This window comes from Paenarthrobacter sp. OM7, assembly GCF_029873575.1.
Classification (GTDB): domain Bacteria; phylum Actinomycetota; class Actinomycetes; order Actinomycetales; family Micrococcaceae; genus Arthrobacter.
The window spans coordinates 2,539,276-2,561,086 of the sequence record NZ_CP123579.1; the positions used below are offsets into that span (position 1 = coordinate 2,539,276).

General features: G+C 63.0%; 18 protein-coding genes. 4 read left to right on the forward strand and 14 right to left on the reverse strand.

Going from position 1 to position 21,811, the window contains the following annotated elements; all coding sequences use genetic code 11:
- Position 1: 1 nt before the first annotated feature.
- The 5 genes from alaS to QEH68_RS11705 form a co-directional block, all read right to left on the reverse strand.
- Positions 2-2,680, reverse strand: coding sequence for an alanine--tRNA ligase (gene alaS, locus QEH68_RS11685; protein WP_207593675.1), 2,679 nt, complete (start codon positions 2,678-2,680; stop codon positions 2-4).
- 114 nt (positions 2,681-2,794) lie between these two features.
- Positions 2,795-3,025 (reverse strand): hypothetical protein, encoded by a 231-nt coding sequence (locus tag QEH68_RS11690; RefSeq protein ID WP_280622932.1) that lies wholly within the window; start codon positions 3,023-3,025, stop codon positions 2,795-2,797.
- 53 nt (positions 3,026-3,078) lie between these two features.
- Entirely contained in the window at positions 3,079-3,453 is a 375-nt protein-coding gene (locus QEH68_RS11695; RefSeq protein ID WP_026540818.1) for a DUF948 domain-containing protein, read from the reverse strand.
- 157 nt (positions 3,454-3,610) lie between these two features.
- The gene (gene rpsD / locus QEH68_RS11700; RefSeq protein WP_280622933.1) at positions 3,611-4,231 is read right to left on the reverse strand and encodes a 30S ribosomal protein S4; all 621 of its coding nucleotides are present in this window, start codon (positions 4,229-4,231) and stop codon (positions 3,611-3,613) included.
- Between the two features lie 217 nt (positions 4,232-4,448).
- Positions 4,449-5,972, reverse strand: coding sequence for a replication-associated recombination protein A (locus QEH68_RS11705; protein WP_280622934.1), 1,524 nt, complete (start codon positions 5,970-5,972; stop codon positions 4,449-4,451).
- A 42-nt stretch (positions 5,973-6,014) separates the two neighbouring features.
- On the opposite strand from QEH68_RS11705, the gene QEH68_RS11710 reads away from it, so the two are divergent.
- On the forward strand, positions 6,015-6,617 hold the full coding sequence (locus QEH68_RS11710) for a Vms1/Ankzf1 family peptidyl-tRNA hydrolase (protein WP_207593679.1): 603 nt from the start codon (positions 6,015-6,017) through the stop codon (positions 6,615-6,617).
- On the opposite strand, the gene QEH68_RS11715 is transcribed toward QEH68_RS11710, so the two are convergent.
- From QEH68_RS11715 to hisS, 3 genes are all read right to left on the reverse strand, one after another.
- Positions 6,614-7,450: a GNAT family N-acetyltransferase gene (locus QEH68_RS11715; protein ID WP_280622935.1), complete on the reverse strand. Its 837-nt coding sequence runs from the start codon at positions 7,448-7,450 to the stop codon at positions 6,614-6,616. The genes QEH68_RS11710 and QEH68_RS11715 overlap by 4 nt on opposite strands.
- 81 nt (positions 7,451-7,531) lie before the next feature.
- A complete protein-coding gene (aspS, locus tag QEH68_RS11720; protein WP_207593681.1) occupies positions 7,532-9,325 on the reverse strand; it encodes an aspartate--tRNA ligase in 1,794 nt (597 codons plus the stop codon).
- A 111-nt stretch (positions 9,326-9,436) separates the two neighbouring features.
- Positions 9,437-10,783 carry a histidine--tRNA ligase gene (gene hisS, locus QEH68_RS11725; protein WP_207593682.1) on the reverse strand — a complete coding sequence of 449 codons (1,347 nt, stop codon included), beginning with the start codon at positions 10,781-10,783 and terminating at the stop codon, positions 9,437-9,439.
- 208 nt (positions 10,784-10,991) lie between these two features.
- On the opposite strand from hisS, the gene QEH68_RS11730 reads away from it, so the two are divergent.
- The 3 genes from QEH68_RS11730 (at position 10,992) to QEH68_RS11740 (ending at position 14,137) form a co-directional block, all read left to right on the forward strand.
- Positions 10,992-11,792, forward strand: a complete 801-nt coding sequence (locus QEH68_RS11730; RefSeq protein ID WP_280622936.1) for a peptidylprolyl isomerase — start codon at positions 10,992-10,994, stop codon at positions 11,790-11,792.
- Positions 11,793-11,858: 66 nt separating this feature from the next.
- Positions 11,859-13,439, forward strand: a complete 1,581-nt coding sequence (locus QEH68_RS11735) for a DUF349 domain-containing protein (protein WP_280622937.1) — start codon at positions 11,859-11,861, stop codon at positions 13,437-13,439.
- 98 nt (positions 13,440-13,537) lie between these two features.
- The gene (locus QEH68_RS11740) at positions 13,538-14,137 is read left to right on the forward strand and encodes a hypothetical protein (protein ID WP_207593685.1); all 600 of its coding nucleotides are present in this window, start codon (positions 13,538-13,540) and stop codon (positions 14,135-14,137) included.
- On the opposite strand, the gene QEH68_RS11745 is transcribed toward QEH68_RS11740, so the two are convergent.
- The 6 genes from QEH68_RS11745 to ruvA form a co-directional block, all read right to left on the reverse strand.
- Positions 14,134-16,527: a bifunctional (p)ppGpp synthetase/guanosine-3',5'-bis(diphosphate) 3'-pyrophosphohydrolase gene (locus tag QEH68_RS11745; protein ID WP_207593686.1), complete on the reverse strand. Its 2,394-nt coding sequence runs from the start codon at positions 16,525-16,527 to the stop codon at positions 14,134-14,136. The two genes, QEH68_RS11740 and QEH68_RS11745, sit on opposite strands and share 4 nt — an antisense overlap.
- Before the next feature lie 162 nt (positions 16,528-16,689).
- Positions 16,690-17,679 (reverse strand): protein translocase subunit SecF, encoded by a 990-nt coding sequence (gene secF, locus QEH68_RS11750; RefSeq protein ID WP_207593687.1) that lies wholly within the window; start codon positions 17,677-17,679, stop codon positions 16,690-16,692.
- A complete protein-coding gene (gene secD / locus QEH68_RS11755) occupies positions 17,679-19,430 on the reverse strand; it encodes a protein translocase subunit SecD (RefSeq protein WP_280622938.1) in 1,752 nt (583 codons plus the stop codon). Before secD ends, secF begins: the two co-directional genes overlap by 1 nt.
- Positions 19,431-19,544: 114 nt before the next feature.
- Positions 19,545-19,928: a preprotein translocase subunit YajC gene (gene yajC, locus QEH68_RS11760; protein ID WP_198318222.1), complete on the reverse strand. Its 384-nt coding sequence runs from the start codon at positions 19,926-19,928 to the stop codon at positions 19,545-19,547.
- 145 nt (positions 19,929-20,073) lie between these two features.
- On the reverse strand, positions 20,074-21,150 hold the full coding sequence (ruvB, locus tag QEH68_RS11765) for a Holliday junction branch migration DNA helicase RuvB (protein WP_089595248.1): 1,077 nt from the start codon (positions 21,148-21,150) through the stop codon (positions 20,074-20,076).
- Positions 21,143-21,790, reverse strand: a complete 648-nt coding sequence (gene ruvA / locus QEH68_RS11770) for a Holliday junction branch migration protein RuvA (protein WP_207593689.1) — start codon at positions 21,788-21,790, stop codon at positions 21,143-21,145. The genes ruvB and ruvA overlap by 8 nt, the downstream gene beginning before the upstream one ends.
- Positions 21,791-21,811 lie beyond the last annotated feature (21 nt).

Sequence of the window (21,811 nt, forward strand, 5' to 3'; positions counted from 1 at the left end):
GTCAGCGCTTGGCTATCGCATCCACCACCGCTGTGAGGGCCTCGGGGACCTTCCCAGCGTCGGCGCCGCCGCCTTGGGCGACGTCGTCTTTACCGCCACCGCCACCGCCAAGGATGCCCGCAGCAAGGCGAACCAGCGCGCCGGCCTTGACGCCTGCTTCGCGGGCGGCCTCATTGGTGGCGATGAGGATCACCGGGCGGTCATTGCTGACGCCTGCCACAGCCACCGTGGCAGCCTCCGAGCCGAGGCGGCTGCGGAGGTCCAAGGCGAGATTCCGGAGATCGTCGGCACCGCCGACCTGACCGGCGTCGTGGGCTACTACGCGCACACCCGCAGCGTCCTTTGCAGTGCCCACAAGGTTTGCGGCAGCCGCGGCCAGCTGCTCCTTGCGAAGGCGGTCGAGTTCCTTTTCCGTTGCCTTCAGCTTGCTCAGCGTGCTGGAAATGCGGTCGGCGAGTTGCCCGGAGGGAACCTTCAGGAGTTCTGTGAGCTCAGTCACCAAGGCCCGCTCGGCGGCCAGATGACGGAATGCGTCCAGGCCAACGAAGGCTTCAACACGGCGGTTTCCGGAGCCAACGGACTGCTCTCCCAGCAGCGAAAGGCTGCCGATGAGCGAGGTGTTGGACACGTGCGTCCCACCACACAGCTCGCGGGACCAGGCGCCGTCGATCTCCACGACGCGCACTTCGCTGCCATAGTTTTCGCCGAACAGTGCCATGGCACCCAGCGCCTTGGCTTCAGCGAGCCCCATCACCTTGGTGTCTACCCGGTAATTGTTCCGGATGGCGATGTTGGAGACTTCTTCGATCTCGGACCGCGTGGCTGTGCTCAGACCCTCGCCCCAGGCGAAGTCGAAACGCAGGTAACCGGCTTTGTTGTAGGAGCCACGCTGGGTAGCTTCAGGGCCCAGGATTTGATGCAGGGCGGCGTGCACAATGTGCGTGCCGGTGTGGGCCTGCTCGGCTGCGTGGCGACGTTCACGGTCGACGGCGGCGCGCACCAACGCATCTGAGGCAATCTCGCCTTCACGGACAATAGCCTTGTGCACGCTCAGGCCCTTGATGGGCCGCTGAACGTCCAGGACCTCCACCACGAAGCCATCGCCGGTAATGAGGCCGGTGTCAGCGGACTGGCCGCCCGCTTCGGCATAGAACGGGGTTTCGTTGAGGACCAGCTCAATTTCGTCGCCGGTGGAGGCATGCCCTACAGCACGGCCACCGCTGACGATGCCGCGGACCGTGGATTCGCCCTCAAGTTCGTCATAGCCCGTGAAGACGGTCTCGCCCTTGCCCAGGAGATCCTGGTAGGCGCTGAGGTCCGCGTGGCCACCCTTCTTACCCTTGGCATCAGCCTGTGCACGCTGGCGCTGCTCGAGCATGAGCGAGCGGAACCCTGCTTCGTCCACCTTGAGGCCGGCCTCTTCCGCCATTTCCAGCGTCAGGTCGATCGGGAACCCATAGGTGTCGTGCAGGGCAAAGGCGTCGGCGCCGGAGAGCGGAACACCGGCAGCCTTCGATTCCGCCACGGCATCCTCGAGGCGGGCCGTGCCCGAAGCAATGGTGCGCAGGAACGCCTTTTCTTCGGCGTAGGCAATGCGGCTGATCCGGGCGAAATCCGTCTCCACCACGGGGTAGACGCCCTTCATGGCGTCACGGGAGGCGGGAAGAAGGTCCGGCAGGCAGGCCTTTTCGACGCCGAGCAGCCGCATGGCGCGGACTGCGCGTCGAATGAGGCGGCGCAGCACATAGCCGCGGCCTTCGTTGGACGGCGAAACACCATCAGCAATCAGCATCAGGGCAGAACGAATGTGGTCTCCGACGACGCGCATACGGACGTCGTCCGTGTGGTGCGGGTCCTCCGGAGACTCGGCCGAGGTGTACTCCCGGCCGGACAGTTCTGCAGCCTTGTCGATGACCGGGCGGACCTGGTCGGTTTCGTACATGTTCTCGACGCCCTGGAGGATCATCGCGAGACGTTCCATGCCCAGGCCGGTGTCAATATTCTTCTGCGGGAGCTCTCCCACGATGTCGAAGTCCACCTTGGAACGGACATTCTCGATCTGGTACTGCATGAACACGAGGTTCCAGATCTCGATGTACCGGGTCTCATCGGCCAACGGGCCGCCTTCGATGCCGTAGGCGGGGCCGCGATCGTAGTAGATCTCCGAGCAGGGACCGGCAGGACCCGGCTGGCCGGTGGACCAGTAGTTGTCGGCTTTGCCCATACGCTGGATGCGCTCGGCCGGGATGCCGGTGTTCTTGAGCCAGAGTTCCTTGGCTTCGTCGTCTTCTTCGTAGACAGTCACCCAGAGGCGCTCGGCGGGAAGTCCATAGCCGCCGTCGTCAACGCTGGTGGTGAGCAGCTCGAACGCGAACTTGATGGCGTCTTCCTTGAAGTAGTCGCCAAAGGAGAAGTTGCCGCACATCTGGAAGAACGTCCCGTGGCGGGCCGTTTTCCCCACTTCCTCGATGTCTCCGGTGCGGATGCATTTCTGGACGCTCGTGGCACGGCTGTACGGGGGTTCTTCGCGCGCAGTCAGGTACGGAATGAACGGCACCATTCCAGCGACGGTGAAGAGAAGGGACGGGTCGCTGGAAACGAGCGACGCGGAGGGAACGGCGGTGTGGCCCTTGCTGACAAAAAAGTCCACCCAGCGTTTGGTGATCTCCTGCGACTTCATTAGCTGATTACTTACCCTTCTCAATTCACTGCACGTCATGTGCGCGGTACCGGCTGGTGCCGTTCCGCAGTTTTCCATTCTGCCCTGTTGCGGGCGTGGGAGCGAACCGCTCCGCTAGCGTCGGCCTGCTCCGGCGTCGTCAATCCCCAACGCCGCCCGAAGGTCCTCTTCCCGCTGGTGCATGCCCGTCCGGACCGCGTCGGCGAAATCGAACAAGCCATCAGCCATCCGGCCCACGGCACGGTTCAAGCCCTCAGGACCGATGTTCGCCTGGGCCTCAGTGATCTTCCGGAAAGCAATGACGCCGATGGCGACGCCGATGCCCATCCACACAATTCTTTTCATGGGTTTCTTTCTCCCTCTTATTCAGCGACTGTATAGGGCAGCTGCTGCGCAGGTCAGCGGCTGCGGCGGCCGGAGGAAGGTGCACGGCGGCCGGCGAAGGCGGAACGTACTCCATAGCTGAAGGCAGCCACCTTGATCAATGGAGAACCCACCGTGGCCGCCACCAGAGAGGACAACGCGGAGATGTTGGCCGAGGCATCGGAGACGTTCGAGGCGATCCCGTCAACCTTCTTCAGCTGCTGGTTGGTGGTGGAAACCGTAGCGGTCACTTCATCCATCAAGGGGGTTGCACCGTCGCTGATGGACCGGATGGAGGTGCGGACCTCGTCAAAAACGCCACCCAGCTTCAAGATTGGCACAGCCAACAACAACACAAGGAGCGCGAAGACTCCTGCTGCGATGAGGCCGGCGATGTCGCCACCAGACATAGAACTCTTCTCCTAGGGTTGTTGCATTGCCCTGCACCAGCCGCTGAACGGCTTTGGACAAGGCCTCCCAAGTACCTTACCCACTTTGGACCGGTACCTTACATACAAAGAAGCCCGCGGCATGTGCCACGGGCTTCTTTGTATGCGCTGCTTGAATTTAGCGAGCGTAGAATTCGACGACGAACTGCTCTTCGCAGATCACGGGGACCTCAGAGCGCTTGGGGCGACGAACCAGGCGTGCCTGCAGGGCCTCGATCTTGACGTCCAGGTACGGCGGCACGTTGTTCAGAACATGTGCGCCTGCAGCTGCCACCTGGAACGGGGGCATGACCTCGGAGCGGCTGTGAACGTGGATGAGCTGGCCTTCGCCAACGCGGAAGGACGGGCGGTCCACGCGGATGCCGTCAACCATGATGTGGCGGTGCACAACCAGCTGGCGGGCCTGTGCGATGGTGCGGGCGAAGCCTGCACGGAGCACAAGGGCGTCCAGACGCATTTCGAGCAGCTCAACCAGGTTTTCACCGGTGAGGCCCTTGGTGCGGCGTGCTTCTTCGAAGGCACGGGTCATCTGGGCTTCGCGGATGCCGTACTGGGCGCGCAGACGCTGCTTTTCGCGCAGACGTACGGCGTAGTCGGAGTCCTGCTTCTTGCGGGCACGGCCATGCTCACCGGGGCCGTACGGGCGGCGCTCCATGTACTTGGCGGCCTTGGGGGTCAGAGCGATGCCGAGTGCACGCGAAAGGCGTGCGGTACGGCGAGCACGAGTGTTGTTAGCCACTTGTGTCCTTCCAATTACTGCGGTGTGTCAGTGTTACTGGCCTCCATCAGGGAGAGCATCGGCCAACCGCTGCCTCTTGCTACTAGCCCGGGCGCACAGCACTGTTGAAGGAATCTTCAGTGGGATTGTGCGTCGGGCCATGCCAGACAAGGATCAATCGTACCATGCACAACGTGGTTGACGCCTGTGGGCCTTCGAGGGGAATGGGCGCCCTTGCCTACTCCCCACGCACTATCTTGCGGAGCCGTTCCAACCTGGCGGCAATATCCCGTTCGGCTCCGTTATTGGTGGGCTGGTAGTAGTCCTTCCCCACCAAATCGTCGGGCGGGTACTGCTGGGTTGCCACACCGTGCGGTTCGTCATGTGCGTACTTGTAGCTCTTGCCATGCCCCAATTGTTTTGCCCCGGGGTAATGCGCATCCCGCAAATGCATGGGGATGCCACCGCCAAACCCTGCCCGGACATCAGCCACCGCTTTGTTCAAGCCCATATACGCGGCATTGGATTTCGGCGCGGTAGCCAAATGGACCACAGCTTCGGCGAGGACGATCCGCCCCTCGGGCATGCCGATCAACTGCACCGCCTGGGCCGCCGCCACTGCCGTTTGCAGCGCAGTGGGATCGGCCATTCCAATGTCTTCAGCGGCGGAAATCACGATGCGTCGTGCAACAAACCGTGGATCTTCGCCCGCTTCAAGCATGCGGGCCAGGTAATGCAGCGCGGCATCGACATCCGAGCCACGGATGGATTTGATGAAAGCACTGGCGACGTCGTAATGCTGGTCCCCGGCACGGTCATAGCGAACGGCGGCGGCGTCCAAGGCTCGCTCGGTATGGCGCAGTTCCACCAGCACCGGAGCGTCAGGGGTGCCGTCGCCGGCGAGTCCCGGCTCGCCGTCGTCGTTGATTGGTCCAGCGTCGCCGTCCTCCCCCGGCACGGCATCGGCACCGTCCGGTTCGGGCCCGACGGCGGTGCTGTCACCGAACGCGACCCCGGCAGCGGCTTCCAGCGCGGTCAACGCCCTGCGGGCATCGCCGCCGGAGAGGCGCACCAGATGGTCCAGCGCCTCCGGGCTGAGCTCCACACGTCCGGCAAGGCCGCGCGCATCGGCGACGGCACGTTGCAGCAGTCCCCCAATGTCGTCATCGGTGAGCGGCTTCAGCGTCAGCAACAGGGACCTCGACAACAGGGGCGACACCACCGAGAATGACGGGTTTTCCGTGGTGGCGGCGACGAGCACCACCCAGCGGTTCTCGACACCCGGCAGCAGGGCGTCCTGCTGGGCCTTGTTAAAGCGATGGATCTCGTCCAGGAAGAGGACGGTGGTTTTCTTATAGAGGTCGCGGGCCGTCAAGGCCTCATCCATGACGCGCCGGACATCCTTGACGCCCGCGGTGATCGCAGACAATTCCACGAACTTCCTTCCGGGACCCCGCGCGATCACATGGGCCAGCGTGGTTTTTCCCGTCCCCGGAGGCCCCCAAAGGATCACGGAGCTCGGTCCGGCAGGACCCGCAGCTTCGGCCCCGGCTGCCAACTGCCGGAGAGGCGAACCATGGCCCAACAGGTGCTGCTGCCCCACGACGTCGTCCAAGGTACGGGGGCGCATCCGCACTGCGAGGGGACTGCGCTGGGACGCCATCCAGTGTGCGTCGGAAGGCCCCCCGGGCGAATGCGGCGAGGCCGCCGGTTCCTCCGACCCGTCGTCGTTGTCAGCACCGGCACCAAAGAGATCTTCCACATGGATAGGCTACTCATAGTTCCAGCAAAGGAGACATCCACCATGGACCGCCGAGCATCTGCCCCGCGCCACCAGGCCATCCGGACCGCCTTGGTGTCCGCCACCAGGTTGCAGGGCTGGGTGGAACGGTTCGCGGCCGGCCACGGTCCCGTGGTGGAAGACCTCCACGACGGCGGCCTCCTCCTGCGCGCAGCCGACGGAGCCACCGCGCTGCTAAAGGCGCCATGGCCATCCGACGGACGCCCCGGCCGGGGAAGCAGCGAACTCCACCGCCTCGCCTCATTGGCCGCCCAGGAACGCGGGCTGGGCCTGGTGCTGGTCCGGCGCGGCGGTTACGCTGTGGCCTCGGCCAGCGGCACCACCATCATCGCTTCCAAGAGCGGGAACCGATTCATCGATGCCAGGTCCACGGCGGAACATGCGGCCAGGATCTTCACGGAGCACCTGATGGAGTACATCGTGCCCGGCGGAGACAGGGCCTTGGTGGATCAGGTCCTTGCGCAGCCCGCCCTCAAGGCTTTCACAGGCCGCACACGGCTGGCATTCCTGGACATTCAGGAGATCAAATCCGCGGCCCTGCAGAAAGCGGCAGCAGACGCCTGCTCGATCCGGATTACTGTGACCGATCCGGGGGCGGCGGGTTAGCAGCCGCTGAGGGCACGTTTCAGGGGAGCCTGCCGGTACACGTAGCTGCCGTGGTCCACGAATCCAGCCTGCGTGTACAGCGCCTGTGCCCCGTGGTTGGCGGCCGTGACCAAAAGCCAGACCCCCTTGAGATCCCGCCCGGCACCGGCATGCAGCAACGCGGCCAGCACCTGGGCGGCGTATCCGCGCCGGCGGTGCCTGGCAGACGTCGCCATACCGTAGATACCACCCCAGCCATCAACCAGGGCGAGGCGCCCGACGGCGGCGGGGACGCCGTCGTCGTCCCTCACCATTGCGTACAGCGCCGGGCAGCCGGTGAGGATCCTGTGAGCGACCGATAATTCGGCCTCACCCCCGCGGCCATCGACGGACCACCAGAGACTGAGCCATTCCTCAGAAGGCAGTTCGAGCATCTCCATCGTCGGTTGGCAGGACGGCAATGAGTCCAGGCCGCGGAGCATGATCTTCGTTTCGGACTGCCGGGTGAAGCGGCGGCGGTCCAGGAGATCATTGAGGGCAGCACTGCGGGAGTCATCGAACACTTGGAAAATCAATGGCAGACGGCGGCGCCGGTACCACTCCGATGCGGCGGTGACGGATCGCTCAAGGTCAGCGGCAGACTCCAGGCCGGTGGCCACTGCATGACTGTCTGCACTGCCTGCACTTTTTGCACTGTCTGCCGGGTTGGCCGGCCACACAGAATTGGCCCGCTGCGTCACCCCGTTCGAAGCACGAAGCACCCACTTCACCGTGCCTTCGCCAACAAGGTCTTCACGCTCAAGGGCCGGCCAGGCCTTGTCCATGAGCGTTTCCAACACGGTTTGCTCCAGCATCCGGCAGCACCTTTCGTTGAGGGAGTCTTGGGAAAAACGCCAAAGGCCCTCCACCGGAGTGGAGAGCCTTTGGGTGACCGTTTAGACGGTGGTGGTTTCCGGCTTGGCTGCAGGTTTGGCTTCCGGCTTGAAGTCGACGCCTGCCTCCTTGCGCTGCTGCGGAGTGATAGGTGCAGGAGCGGCAGTCAGGGGGTCATAGCCGTTGCCCGACTTCGGGAACGCAATAACATCGCGGATGGATTCCACACCGGCGAGCAAAGCAACAACGCGGTCCCAGCCCAGGGCCATTCCGCCGTGCGGAGGTGCACCGTACTTGAAGCCCTCCAGCAGGAAGCCGAACTTGGTTTCGGCGTCTTCCTTGTCAAGCCCCATGAGCTGGAAGACCCGTTCCTGCACTTCGCGCTGGTGGATACGGATGGAACCGCCACCGATCTCGTTGCCGTTGCAAACGATGTCATAGGCATACGACAGTGCGGATTCCGGGTCCTGGTCGAAGGTGTCCAGGAATTCCGGCTTGGGCGAGGTGAACGCGTGGTGCACAGCCGTCCACTGCCCTCCACCCACAGCTACGTCACCGGAAGCGACAGCTGCGGCGGCGGGCTCGAACATGGGAGCGTCCACGATCCAGACAAACGCCCAGTCGTTGGGGTCGATCAGGCCGGTACGGTGACCAATCTCCACGCGGGCAGCACCGAGCAGGGCGCGTGCCGCTGACTTCTCACCGGCGGCGAAGAAAATGCAGTCACCAGGCTTGGCGCCCACGGCGTCGGCCAGTCCGGCACGCTCTTCTTCCGTGAGGTTCTTGGCAACGGGGCCGGCGAGCTCGCCGTCCTCCTTGAAGAGCACGTAGGCAAGGCCCTTGTGTCCACGCTGCTTGGCGAATTCCTGCCAGCCGTCCAGCGTACGGCGGGGCTGCGAAGCTCCGCCGGGCATGACCACTGCGCCGACGTACGGTGCCTTGAACACGCCGAAGTTGGTGTCCTTGAAGAACTCCGTAAGCTCAGTCAGCTCCACACCGAAGCGAAGGTCCGGCTTGTCCGAGCCGTACTTGGCCATGGCATCCAGGTACGTCATGCGGCGGATCGGGGTGGGGATCTCGACGTCGATGAGCTGCCACAGAGCCTTGACGATTGCCTCGCCCAGCTCAATGACATCGTCCTGGTCCACGAAACTGGCTTCGATGTCGAGCTGGGTGAACTCCGGCTGGCGGTCCGCACGGAAATCCTCGTCGCGGTAGCAACGGGCAATCTGGTAGTACTTCTCAAAGCCACCCACCTGGAGCAGCTGCTTGAAAAGCTGCGGCGACTGCGGCAGGGCGTACCAGGAACCCGGCGCCAGACGTGCCGGGACAACGAAGTCGCGGGCGCCTTCCGGCGTCGAACGCGTCAGCGTGGGTGTCTCAATTTCGACGTAGCCACGCTGGTGCAGCAGTTCGCGGGCCACACGGTTGGCCTCCGAACGCAGACGCATGTTGCGGGCGGGGCCGGGACGACGAAGGTCCAGGTAACGGTGCTTAAGGCGTGCTTCCTCGCCAACTTCAACGTGTTCGTCGATCTGGAACGGAAGTGGCTCAGAGGTGTTGAGGATGACCACCTTGTCAGCGATCACCTCGATGTCACCCGTCGCCAGAGCCGGGTTTTCGTTGCCTTCGGGACGCTTGTTGACGGTACCCGTCACCTGCAGGACGTACTCGTTCCGCAGGCCATGGAAGACCTCTTCCTCACGGACTACCACCTGGGCGACACCGGACGCGTCACGCAGGTCAACGAATGCAACGCCACCGTGATCACGGCGGCGGCCCACCCAGCCGGCCAGGGTAACGGTTTGTCCAATGTGCTCGGAGCGAAGTGATCCGAGGTCATGTGTGCGCAGCACAGCATTCCTTTCAGCATGAAATTTATAGGGACCGCTGCAATGGCGGTCCCGTCCGAGTTTACCCGCCCCGGCCGCGGCTCCCGCCAAACGGCGGAACAAGCGATGCCGGTATCAGGCGGTGGTGACGCGGACGTGCAAGTCCTCTTCCGCCGGCGTCCATTCTGCGGGGTCGGCGTCAACCTGCTCACCGGTGCGGATGTCCTTGACCTGGTGTTTGCCGTCGTCGTCGGTAAACCACACAAACGGGATACCGCGCCGGTCGGCGAACTTGATCTGTTTGCCGAACTTCTCGGCTTTTGCAGCAACTTCGGTCGCGATGCCCCTCCCCCGCAGTTGTGCCGCGATATCCTGCGCGGAAGACCAGCTGTCGTCCGTATTCAAGGCAACCAGTACCGCTGTGGGGACCGAGCGCGATGCCGTCGCCAGTTCCTGGCTAAGGATGCGCGATACGAGGCGCGTCACACCGATGGAAAGGCCGACGCCGGGGAACTTGCGGTTGCCCTTGCTGGCCAGGGCGTCATAGCGGCCACCGGAGCAAATGGAACCGAGCTGCTCATGGCCAACCAGCACGGTTTCGACGACAGTTCCGGTGTAGTAATCCAAGCCGCGGGCGATGCTCAAATCGGCAACCACCTTTCCCGGGGCACGCTGTACGGCCGCCTGGATGACCTGCTCCAGCTCGTTGAGCCCTTCCTCCAGGAGCTCATCGGTGACGCCCAGGGCGCGGACCTGCTGGACGAAGGAGGTGTCCTCAGTGCGGATACGAGCCAGTTCCAAGGCCAGTCCGGCTTGCTCGTCCGTGGCACCAAGCTCGCTCTTCAACAGCTCTGCCACCCTCGCAGCGCCGATCTTTTCCAGTTTGTCGATGCTGCGCAGGACCCCGGCAGTGTCCGCCAGGCCGATCCCGCGATAGAAACCCTCGGCCAGCTTCCGGTTGTTGATCCGGAGCCGGAAGTCCGGAATCGGCAACGCGCTCAGCGCCTCGGCAATGACCAGGGCTATCTCGACGTCGTAGCGGAACGGAAGCTCGCCGTCGCCCACCACATCGATGTCCGCCTGGGTGAACTCACGGGCGCGGCCTTCCTGCGGCCGCTCGCCACGCCACACCTTCTGGATCTGGTAGCGGCGGAAGGGGAACGCCAGGTAGCCGGCGTTCTCCACCACGTAACGGGCGAAGGGAACAGTCAGGTCGAAGTGCAGGGCCAAGGCGTTGGGATCCGCTTTATCTGACTTCGCAGCCTCACCCTCGTCATCCTGGAGCCGGCTCAGCCCGTAAACCTCTTTGTCGATCTCGCCTTTGCGGAGCAGCTGCCCCACAGTTTCCACTGCCCTGGTCTCGATGGACGAAAACCCATGCAACTCGAACGTCTTGCGGAGCGTATCCAGCACATGGAGCTCCACCAACCGCTCCTGGGGAAGCCACTCGGGGAATCCGGACAGGGAGGCGGTACGTGCCATGGTGGAAATGTCTCCTCGAAGAAAGCTGACGCTGGTATGGGACCCACAGCTTTAAAACGCCCGTACGGCGTTTACAGGGCGGGCGTCCAGCCGGTCATGCATAAACTATGTGCGGCAGCCAGTTTATGCTTTCCGCGCGTGCACATCTAATGCAGCATGCCCGGGTTCCTGTCGGCGGCCCCGGAAGTGGACACAATCAGGAGGACTCTTGGCAACAAGGTCGCGGGATGACCGCGAAGCGAAACGGCGCATCAGGCAGATGGAAGCCAAGCGTGCCCTGCGGCAGGAACAGGGCAAGCGGCGCAAACGCGACAACACCATCGCTGTTGGCGCAGGTGCCGCAGCGGTGGTTCTGGCCGTCGTGCTGCAACTGACGGTCTTCAGCTCCAACCCCACCGAAGCGGAGTTCGCCGCAGCAGAAGCCGGGCTCAGCTCTCCGTCCGCTTCGCCGTCTGCGCCTGCCTCTAACAGTTCGGACATTCCCAGCCCGGACACAGCCGCTGGAAAAACGTTCACCGGCGAGCTCGCGTTGAACAGCGGAGTGGTCGGCGTTGAACTGAACGGAACGGCTGCACCCCAGGCCGCGGCAGTGTTCAAGTCACTCAGCGACTCCAGCTACTACAACGGGAAGTTCTGCCACCGCCTGACGACCTCGGAAACCTTCGGGCTGCTGCAGTGCGGCGCCCCGTCCGAAGACGGCGCGGACGACCCCAACTACCGATGGGGTCCGCTGGAAAACACGCCCGCAGACAACAAGTACCCTGCGGGGACGATAGCCGTGGCCCGCAGCGGGAACAACGCCTATGGCAACGGGCACCAGTTCTTCATCGTCTACAAGGACACCACCATTCCTGCTGACACGGCCGGTGGGTACACCGTAGTGGGCAAGGTAACCAGCGGGCTGGACGTAGTTGCCAACATCGCCGCCGCAGGCCTGAAAACCGGCGAAAGCACCAGTGACGGCGCCCCTGTGGCACCTGTCACGATAGACTCGTTTTCTCTGAAGTAACCAGCTCCAGGCCCCGGCCCGGGGTGCATTACCTGAGCAGTCCCTCCAAGCGAAAGACTTTTAGCGGTGACAGACAGTCAGAAATCCGACGAAACAGCAGTAGTGGCCAACGAAGAAGAAGCAGTCGAGGCGACCAGCCCCGACCATGTGGAAACCTCCGTCGCGCCGGCAGCTGCACAAGAACCAGCGCCTGTTGATGAGGCAGCAGCCGGGGCCGAAACTGCAGCCGGGGACAAACCGGAACCTGCAGCGACGCCCGAGGCCGAAGCAGCCGCAAGTGAGCCGGCCGCACCGCGACCTGCCCCGTCCGCTGCCCCAACACCTGCAGCGCTTGCGGCCCGCCCCAAGGCTCCCGCCGCCGTCGTTCCCGCTGCCCCGGCCGTGTCCGCCGCGTCGCTCGCCGAGGCAGCCAAGTGGGGTCGCGCCGAAGGCGATGGCCACGTGTTCCTGACGCTGGATGGTGACGAGATCGCCGTCGGCCAGTACCCGGGTGTCAGTCCCGACGAAGCCCTGGGTTACTTTGCCCGGAAGTTCGACGACATTATTGCCCAGGTGGTCCTGCTGGAACACCGTGTTGAGTCCAAGGCCCCGGCCACGGACATGCAAAAGACCGTCACTCATCTCCGCGAACAGCTTGCAGAGCGCACCATGGTGGGCGATATCCGGTCTGCGGAAGCACGCCTGGATGCCCTTTCCACCCAGATCGTGGAGCTGGAAAAGTCGGAGAAGGCAGCACACGAGGCTGTGCGGGCCGGCGAACTCGCTGCACGTGAAGCGATAGTGTCCGAAGCCGAATCCATTGCCGGACAAGATCCTGCCCAGATTCAATGGAAGACCTCCAGCGCCCGCATGAACGAGTTGTTTGAAACCTGGAAGGCGGCGCAGAAGAGCGGCGTACGCCTGGGCCGCAGCAATGAGGACGCATTGTGGAAGCGGTTCCGTTCGGCCCGCACAGTCTTTGACCGTCACCGCCGCGCCTACTTCTCACAACTTGACAGCAACAATTCAGCAGCGAAGTCCGCCAAGGAAGCGCTGATCGCCGAGGCTGAAGCCCTCTCCTCTTCCACCGATTGGGGATTCGCCGCCGGTGAATACCGCAGGCTGATGGACCAGTGGAAAGCCACCCCCCGGGCGAGCCGCAAGGATGACGACGCATTGTGGGGCCGCTTCCGCGCCGCCCAGGATGTCTTCTTCAGCAACCGCCAGGCAGCCAACGACCAGATCGACCAGGAGTACACCGCCAACCTGGTGGTCAAGGAGCAGCTGGTAGCTGAAGCGCAGGCCCTGCTTCCCATCAAGGACCTCAACGCAGCCAAGAAGGCCCTCCAGTCCATCAGGGACCGCTGGGAAGATGCCGGCAAGGTTCCGCGAGGGGACATGGGTCGCATCGAGGCCGGACTCCGCAAGGTTGAAGACGCCGTCAAGGAAGCCGAAGAAGAGAAGTGGCGCCGGAGCAACCCGGAGACCAAGGCGCGCACCAACAGCGCCCTCTCGCAACTCGAAGCTGCCATCGCCGGCCTTAAGGATGACCTCGAGAAGGCTGAAAAGGCAGGCGACCAGCGCCGCATCAAGACTGCCCGCGAGGCCTTGGAGGCCCGCCAGGCGTGGCTGGACCAGATTCAGCGCTCTGCAAGCGATCTCGCCTAGCGCTTCTGGCAAGGCACTACCGCAGGCTCCGTTCCAGTTATCCACATAACCGGAACGGAGCCTGTACTGCTTGGGCGGCGGCGCGGAATGATCAGTGGATGGACCCCGCTGCCGCCGCCCCGCACCTATCGGAGCCGGCCATCCCAGAGCTGTACTCCCCCCATCGGATCTTCACGTGGAACGAACTCCAGGGCATGGCCTTCGACGGCATCCTGCTGCCGCTCTACGGGAAGAGCTACGCCTCGCCGGGCACCGCTGTCACCCATCGCCTCCGGGCCCGCGCAGCAGCCCTCACAGTTCCGGAACGGATCCGGACCAAAGTAGTTGCCGGCCGCCTCACGGCCGCGTGGATCTACGGCTGCGCGAACCCTCCGGAGCGCCTGTCGCTCCTGGTTGATGCGAAGCACCGCATTTCAAGTCTGCGCGGAAGCACCGCCTGCAGCCTCCACGAGGTCCGGCTTGGTCAAATGGACGTAGTGAGTCTGGGCGGGATGCTGGTGAGCAGCCCGCTCCGCACCGCAGCTGACATCGCCTTGCATGTGGAAAGTGACCGCGCCCTGCCTGCCCTGAGGCGTCTCCTGGCCAAGGACGACCTCGGAATCCGGTTGAGACTCCTCACGCTGGCCGTGGAGGCAACACCGCGCGTTCCCCACAAGCGGCGTGCGCTGGCCACCCTTGCACACCTTGCTTCCGGCTAGCTGCGCCGCCTGTTACCCGTGGTGCGGTAGACATCAAAGACGCCATCAATGCGGCGTACGGCATTCAGGACGTGGTGCAGGTACTTGGGGTCGCCCATTTCGAAAGCGAACTTCGAGATGGCAACCCTGTCGCTCGAGGTGTGGACCGAGGCAGCGAGGATGTTCACGTGATTTTCGGACAGAATCCTCGTCACGTCGGACAACAGGGATTTACGGTCCAACGCCTCCACCTGGATTTCCACCAGGAACACACTCGACTGCGTGGGAGCCCATTCCACTTCCACGATTCTGTCCGGTTGGTCCCTGAGCCCCGAAACGTTGGTGCAATCGGTCCGGTGGACGGAGACGCCCGAGCCACGGGTGACGAATCCCAGGATGGGGTCCGGCGGAACGGGTGTGCAACAACGGGCCAGTTTGACCCAGACGTCGCCCACACCGCGGACGATGACTCCGGAGTCCGAGAATTTGGACTTGGCAACCTGCGTCGGAATGCTGACTTCGTCGAGGTCTTCATCCGGAGTCTCATGGCCGCCCAAGTGCTCGACGAGTTTTTCCATCACGGATTGGGCGGAGGTATGTCCATCGCCCACCCCTGCGTAGAGCCCGGAGATATCTACGTAGTGGAAGTCCTCGGCCACCGCAGACAAGGCGTCGTGCGTCATAAGGCGCTGCAAGGGCAGGTTCTGCTTCCGCATGGCCCGCGTCAGCATGTCCTTGCCGCGATCGATTGCTTCTTCGCGGCGTTCCTTGGTGAACCACTGGCGGATCTTGTTGCGTGCACGTGCCGACTTGACGAAATGTTGCCAGTCCTGGCTGGGACCGGCTCCTTCGGCCTTGGATGTGAAGATCTCCACCCAGTCGCCATGGTTCAGCTCACTGTTGAGCGGGACCAGCTTGCCGTTGACGCGGGCGCCGATGGTCCTGTGGCCGACCTCCGTGTGGACGGCGTAGGCAAAATCGACGGGAGTCGATCCCGCGGGCAGGGCCATGACCTCACCCTTGGGGGTGAAGACGAAAACTTCGCGTGCATTGATCTCATAACGCAGGGAGTCCAGGAACTCGCCGGGGTCCGACGTCTCCTGCTGCCAGTCCACCAAGGACCTCAACCAGCCCATGTCCCCATCGCGGGGGCTGCCGGGGCCCTGCGCAGTGCGGTTTGGCTGGTCCTTGTATTTCCAGTGTGCTGCCACACCGTACTCGGCCCGGCGATGCATCTCATGGGTTCGGATTTGAATCTCCACGGGCTTGCCGCCCGGGCCGATCACCGTGGTGTGCAGCGACTGGTACATGTTGAACTTGGGCATGGCGATGTAGTCCTTGAACCGCCCCGGAAGGGGATTCCATCGCGAATGCAGGGTACCCAGGGCTGCGTAACAGTCCCGGACCGAGTCCACCAGGACGCGCACGCCCATGAGGTCGTTGATGTCGTCGAAGTCCTTATCCCGGACGATCATCTTCTGGTAAATGGAGTAGTAGTGCTTGGGACGCCCGGTGATGGTCGCCTTGATCCGGGCCGTGCGCAGATCATCAGCTATCTGGTTGCGGATGACACTGAGGCTCTTCTCGCGCTCCGGCGTGCGGTCCCCCACCATGCGCACGATTTCCTCGTACACCTTGGGATACAGGGCAGCGAAGGACAGGTCTTCGAGCTCCCACTTGATGGTGTTCATGCCCAGTCGGTGAGCCAGGGGGGCAAAGATCTCCAGCGTTTCACGAGCCTTGCGGGAGGAAGACTCAGCGGAGACAAAGCGCCACGTACGGGCGTTGTGCAGGCGGTCGGCCAACTTGATCATCAAGACACGGATGTCCTTGGCCATGGCCACAACCATCTTGCGGACGGTCTCTGATTGCGCGGCTTCGCCAAAGCTGACCTTGTCCAGCTTGGTCACGCCGTCCACCAGCATGGCAACCTCGGGACCAAAATCCCTCGTCAGGTCAGCGAGTGTGTAGGGCGTGTCCTCCACGGTGTCGTGAAGCAACGCCGCTGCCAGGGTGGTTCCTGTCATTCCGAGTTCAGCCAGGATGGTGGCCACGGCAACCGGATGGGTGATGTAGGGATCACCACTCTTGCGTTTCTGGCCCTGGTGGCTTCGCTCCGCAACGGCGAAGGCCCGCTGGATCAGGTCAAAGTCCTCTTTGGGGTTGTTGGCCCGCACTGTCCGCAGCAAAGGTTCGAGGATCGGAGAATACGGAGCCACGCCACGACCGGTCAGACGGGCCAAACGGGAACGTGTACGCTCCCGACGGCCCGGGAAGGTTGGACGCGCGCCAGGGGTATCCACCGGAACAGCTCCCGCAGTCCGTCCAGCCATGCTTGTTGCTGGAACCGCCACAGCATTGTGGCCGTCTTCCCCGCCCGCCGGTGGTGCCGACGTCGCACGTTCTTCCACAGAAGTACCCCTCACAACCGAATAATTCTCTAAGTCTATTCCCGTCAGTGAATGCTTCTGCAAATGGGCAGCACATGACGCATGGGACGGGCAAGTCAAAAAGCCGGTCCCCGCGTAACTGCGCGGACCGGCTCTTTGGTCAAACAGAGGAGTTGCCAGAGCCTAGACGGTGACCTCGGCCCGGCGGTGGGCTACCTTCTTGGCCTGCTTTACGAGTTCCGGTTCACCTTGGCGCAACCAGGCGTACAGGGGCGCCGCGATGAAGATGGTGGCTGCCGTACCGATGAGGATACCGACGAACAACGCCAGCGAGAGGTCACGCAGCGTGCCCGCACCCAAGAGACCGGCGCCGATGAAGAGGATCGCTGCCACCGGGAGCACGGCCACCATCATGGTGTTGATGGAGCGGACCAGGGTTTGGTTGACGGCCAGGTTGACCTCTTCGGCGAATGTACGGCGGGTGGAAGTCGAGATATCGGCCGTGTTCTCGCGGATCTTGTCGAAGACCACGACGGTGTCGTAGAGCGAGTAGCTCAGGACCGTCAAGAAGCCGATGATGGCCGACGGCGTCACCTCGAAGTCGCTCAAGGCGTAGACACCCGCTGTGGTGAACATTGTGACAAGCATGCCCACGAGGGCCGACAACGACATCTTCCAGGTTCTGAAGTACAGCGCCATCAGGACAGCCGCCAAACCAACGAACACCACCAGGCCGATGAGCGCCTGTCGCGTGACATCCTGACCCCAGGTGGGACCCACAAAGTTGGACGTCACTTCATTCTCGGTAACGCCATAGGCGCTGGTAAGGCCGTCCTTGATGCGGTTGGTCTCATCATCGGTGAGCTGGTCCGTTTGGATCCGCATGGTGTTGCCCGCGACGTTTGCCACGCGCGGGATGGCGCCGGGTACGACGTCGTGCACAGCCTTTTCGCCAAGGCTGGCGTCCGTGGTGCTCACGTTGGAGACGGTGAACTCCGAGCCGCCCCGGAACTCGATGCCAAGGTTGAAACCGCCCTTGGCCACCGGAATGAGGATGGACAGGGCCACCGCGACGGCCGCAATGATGAACCAGATCTTCTTCGAATTGACGAAGTTGTACGAGCGCTTGCCCGTGTACAGCTCATGGCCGAAGGTTGCGAAGCTCGTAGTCATTACTTCTCCTCCTTGGTTGCCTTGGAGGAACCAGTCAACTGGCCCTTCTCGGCAAGGCGCCGTTCGGCGATGGTCATGCGACGTTCAGCTTCAGCCACTGCGCCGGTGTTCCGCGCACGGACAGCCGTGGGCTTCTCGTCAGGTGTACGGATCCGTCCCGCGCCACGGTACAAGGGAACTGCCCCAAGACGGTCCGGGGAAAGGCCCGAGAATCGGTGGCCTTCCCCGAAGAACTTGGTGCGCGCCAGAACCTGCAGCATGGGGTGGGTAAACATGAACACGACCAAGAGGTCGGCGAGGGCTGTCAGGCCCAAAGTGAAGGCGAAGCCGCGCACGTTGCCGACAGCCACGAAGTAAAGCACCAGGGCAGCAAGGAGGTTGACCGCCTTGGAGGCAAGGACAGTTCGCTTGGCCCGCTTCCAGCCGTTTTCGACGGCGGATACCAGTCCTCGGCCTTCGCGCAGTTCATCGCGGATACGCTCGAAGTAGACGATGAACGAGTCAGCGGTCTGGCCGATGGCCACGATCAAACCAGCCACGCCGGCGAGGGAGAGCCGATAGTTCTCGGTCCAGCCGAGGATCGCGATGGCCAGATAGGTCAAGACGCCGGCCACCACCAAGGAAGCGATGGTGACAAGGCCCAGAGCCCGGTATTGGAAGAGGGAATAGACCACCACCAGCAGCAGACCGATCATGCCGGCCAACAACCCGAGCCGGAGCTGGTCCCCACCCAGGGTGGCCGAAATCTGTTCCTGTGACTGGATCTCGAAGCTGATGGGCAGGGCACCGTAACGGAGCTGATCGGACAGCGCTTTGGCAGTAGCCTGCGTGAAGTCACCTGTGATCTGTGGGCGTCCGTCGGTGATCACTGCCAGGGAACGCGGTGCGGAAATGACTTTGTCGTCCAGGACAATGGCGAACTGGGATTTGGGATCTTCAGTTCCCTGCGCCTGGGCCGCCACATAGTACTGGTTGAGCCGCTCGGTGACGGCCTTGAACTTCTCGGTGGCATCCCCGTTGAAGACGATGTTCACACCCCAGGAGTTGGTGACCGAACCCTGGGCGCCCTGCACCTGGGAGAAAGTGGAATCGCTGATGTCCTGGCCCCGGACTTCTACCGGTCCGAGGATGTACTTGAGGGCCGGAGTCTTGGCTGTGGCAGCTTCGCAGGTGACAAGGGGCTTGGCCGGATCGGAGCGTTCACGCCTTTCCGTCGAAGGATTGACGCAGTCAAGTGCTTCAAATTCCTTCTGGACTTCGGGGGTGATCCAATTGACATCACTCGCATTGGCCGGCTCCGCCGTCGGCTTGTTCAGCTGGTCATCCGGTGTGCGTGATTCCACCGGGACGGCCGCGGGATCGCCGTAGGTGATGACAGGCCGGAAGTTCATGTCGGCCGAGGCCTGGATCAAGTCGCGGGTTTCCTTGGACGGTGTACCCGGGAGGCTGACCACAACATTGCGGCCGGACTGGGTGCTGATCTCTGCTTCAGCAACACCCGAGCCATCAACCCGCTGACGGATGATGGCAACTGCCTGGTTGAGCTGCTCTTCGTTGATCTCGCTGGATCCGTCAACCCTGGGCGCCAGGATCATCTGGGTACCGCCCTCGAGGTCCAAGGCAAGCTTGGGTGCCCAGCTGGCATTCCCAGTCAAAACTCCGCCACCGAGGACAGCGGTGAGTACAACGAATATTGCTCCAAGCCAGGTCAGCACCCTGCGGGCTGAATTTTTGGGGCCGGTCCGTGCCATTATCGATCTTCCTGTTATCGCCGGACAGCCGCCGGCCAACGCTTGTGAGCGTCTGCCGGCGGCTCTCAGCTGCCGTAGAAGTTGCCTTGCGCGGGGGTGCCGCGCCTGACGATCCTAGTTGTCCTTCTTGTCCTCTTTGTTGAGGCGCGCAATGGTTTCTTCGGGCGTCTCAACTGCGGCAGGAGCTTCAGCATCTGCGGTAGTCAGGGAAGAAGCGTCGTCCGGTACAACCGGGGCTTCCTCAGCGGGCGCTTCGACTACCTTGGTGACGGCCTGGCGGTGAACCGTGGCCTCGTTACCCGGGGAAAGTTCGATGACAACCTTGTTCTCGGCTTCGTCGATGGAGACGATGCGGCCAAAGAGACCGAAGCTGGTCATGACGTCGACGCCCGGAGCGAACTTGGACTGCATTTCAGCCTGCTGCTGCTGGGTCTTCTTGTTGCGGCGGAACATCATGAAGACAAAGAGTCCAAGCATGACGAACAGCAATATGGTCATTGGATCCACAGGGAAGTTCCGTTCTGTACTTACGTTTTGGTTCACGGCAACGTCCCTGGCAGATCCGCGGGGCGGCTGCATGGATCAAGGACTCGAACGTGCCGAGCGTCATACCAGTCTAGAGGGAAAAGCTGAACACGGCGTGTTAACCGACGGTATCTACGCTTTCGGCGTGGTTTTCATCCTCGCCGAAGAGTGCCAGTGCTTCCTGGCCGAAGACTCCGGCCGGCACGGCATAACCGAGGTGCGTCCACGCTGAAGCCATGGCGATACGGCCGCGCGGCGTGCGACCCAGCAGTCCTTCACGCACCAAAAACGGCTCGGCTACGGTCTCCACCGTTTCCGGCTCCTCGCCAACGGCAATCGCCAGGGTGGACAATCCCACAGGGCCGCCATTGAACTTGGTAATGAGGGCTTCCAGCACGGAGCGGTCCAGCCGGTCCAATCCCCTGGCATCCACTTCATACATGTCCAAGGCCGCTGAAGCAGACCGGGCGTCAATCTGGTCAATACCGTGAACCAGGGCCCAGTCTCGAACCCTGCGAAGGAGACGGTTGGCGATTCGTGGAGTACCACGCGACCGGCCGGCGATCTCCGTAAACCCGGCCGAGTTCACTTTCAGGTCCAGCAGGCCTGCAGATCGGCGAAGGACAAGCTCCAGTTCAGCAACCGAGTAAAACTCGAGGTGACCTGTGAAACCGAAGCGATCACGCAACGGTCCCGGCAGGAGGCCGGCACGGGTGGTGGCTCCTACCAGCGTAAACGGGGGCAACTCCAGGGGAATGGCCGTAGCGCCGGCTCCCTTGCCCACCACAATGTCCACCCGGAAGTCTTCCATGGCCATATAGAGCATTTCCTCTGCCGGCCTGGACATCCGGTGGATTTCATCCAGGAACAGGACCTCTCCCTCGGACAGGGAGGAGAGGATGGCGGCGAGGTCTCCGGCATGCTGGATGGCAGGACCACTGCTGATACGCAAGGGCGCGTTCATTTCTGCCGCAATGATCATGGCCAGAGTTGTCTTGCCCAGGCCAGGTGGGCCGGACATCAAGACGTGGTCGGCACTGCGTCCGCGCATCTTTGAGGCCTCGAGGACGAGGGCCAGTTGCTTACGGACGCGATGCTGGCCGACAAAATCATGCAGGTTCTTAGGACGGAGTGCGGCCTCGATGACCCGCTCTTCCGGTTCCTCTCCCCCGTTGACCAGTGACTGCTCAGCCACGGCTGCCTACGCGGTTGCCGGCGCGTGCGCCGTCCTGGCCCAGCCACCGCAGTGTGGCGCGGAGGATCTGGGCTACGTTACCGGCCTCCACCAGTTCCGGAGAGTCGGCCATGGCTTTGTCGATGCTGCCCGTAGCGTCCTTCTCGGACCATCCCAGGCTGGTCATGGCAGCGACTACCTGGGGCTTCCACTCGGCGTTGGTGGCAGTCTGGGCAGCAGTGGTTGCGGAGCCGGTGCCATGCGGAACCAGTTTGCCCGCGAGTTCCAGGACGATCCGGCCGGCCACCTTGGGCCCGATTCCGGGGACCTTGGTGAACGCCTTGCCATCACCGGTGTGCGCTGCCACACGGATTGCTTCAGGCTCGTGCACGGCCAGGACGGCCAGTGCCAGCCTCGGCCCCACTCCGCTGACGCTGAGCAAGACGTCGAAGACTTCACGTTCGTCGTCATCCGCGAAGCCGAACAACGTGAGGGAATCCTCACGGACGATCATGGACGTGAAGAGCTTGGCTTCGGTTCCAACTTTGAGGTGGCTCAGGGTTTGGGGGGTGGCGAAGACGCTCATACCCGCCCCGTTGAGGTCAATGACGGCGGTGGACAAACCCACGTGGGCTACGGTTCCACGGAGAAAACTGATCAAGACCCGGCTCCTGAATGATTG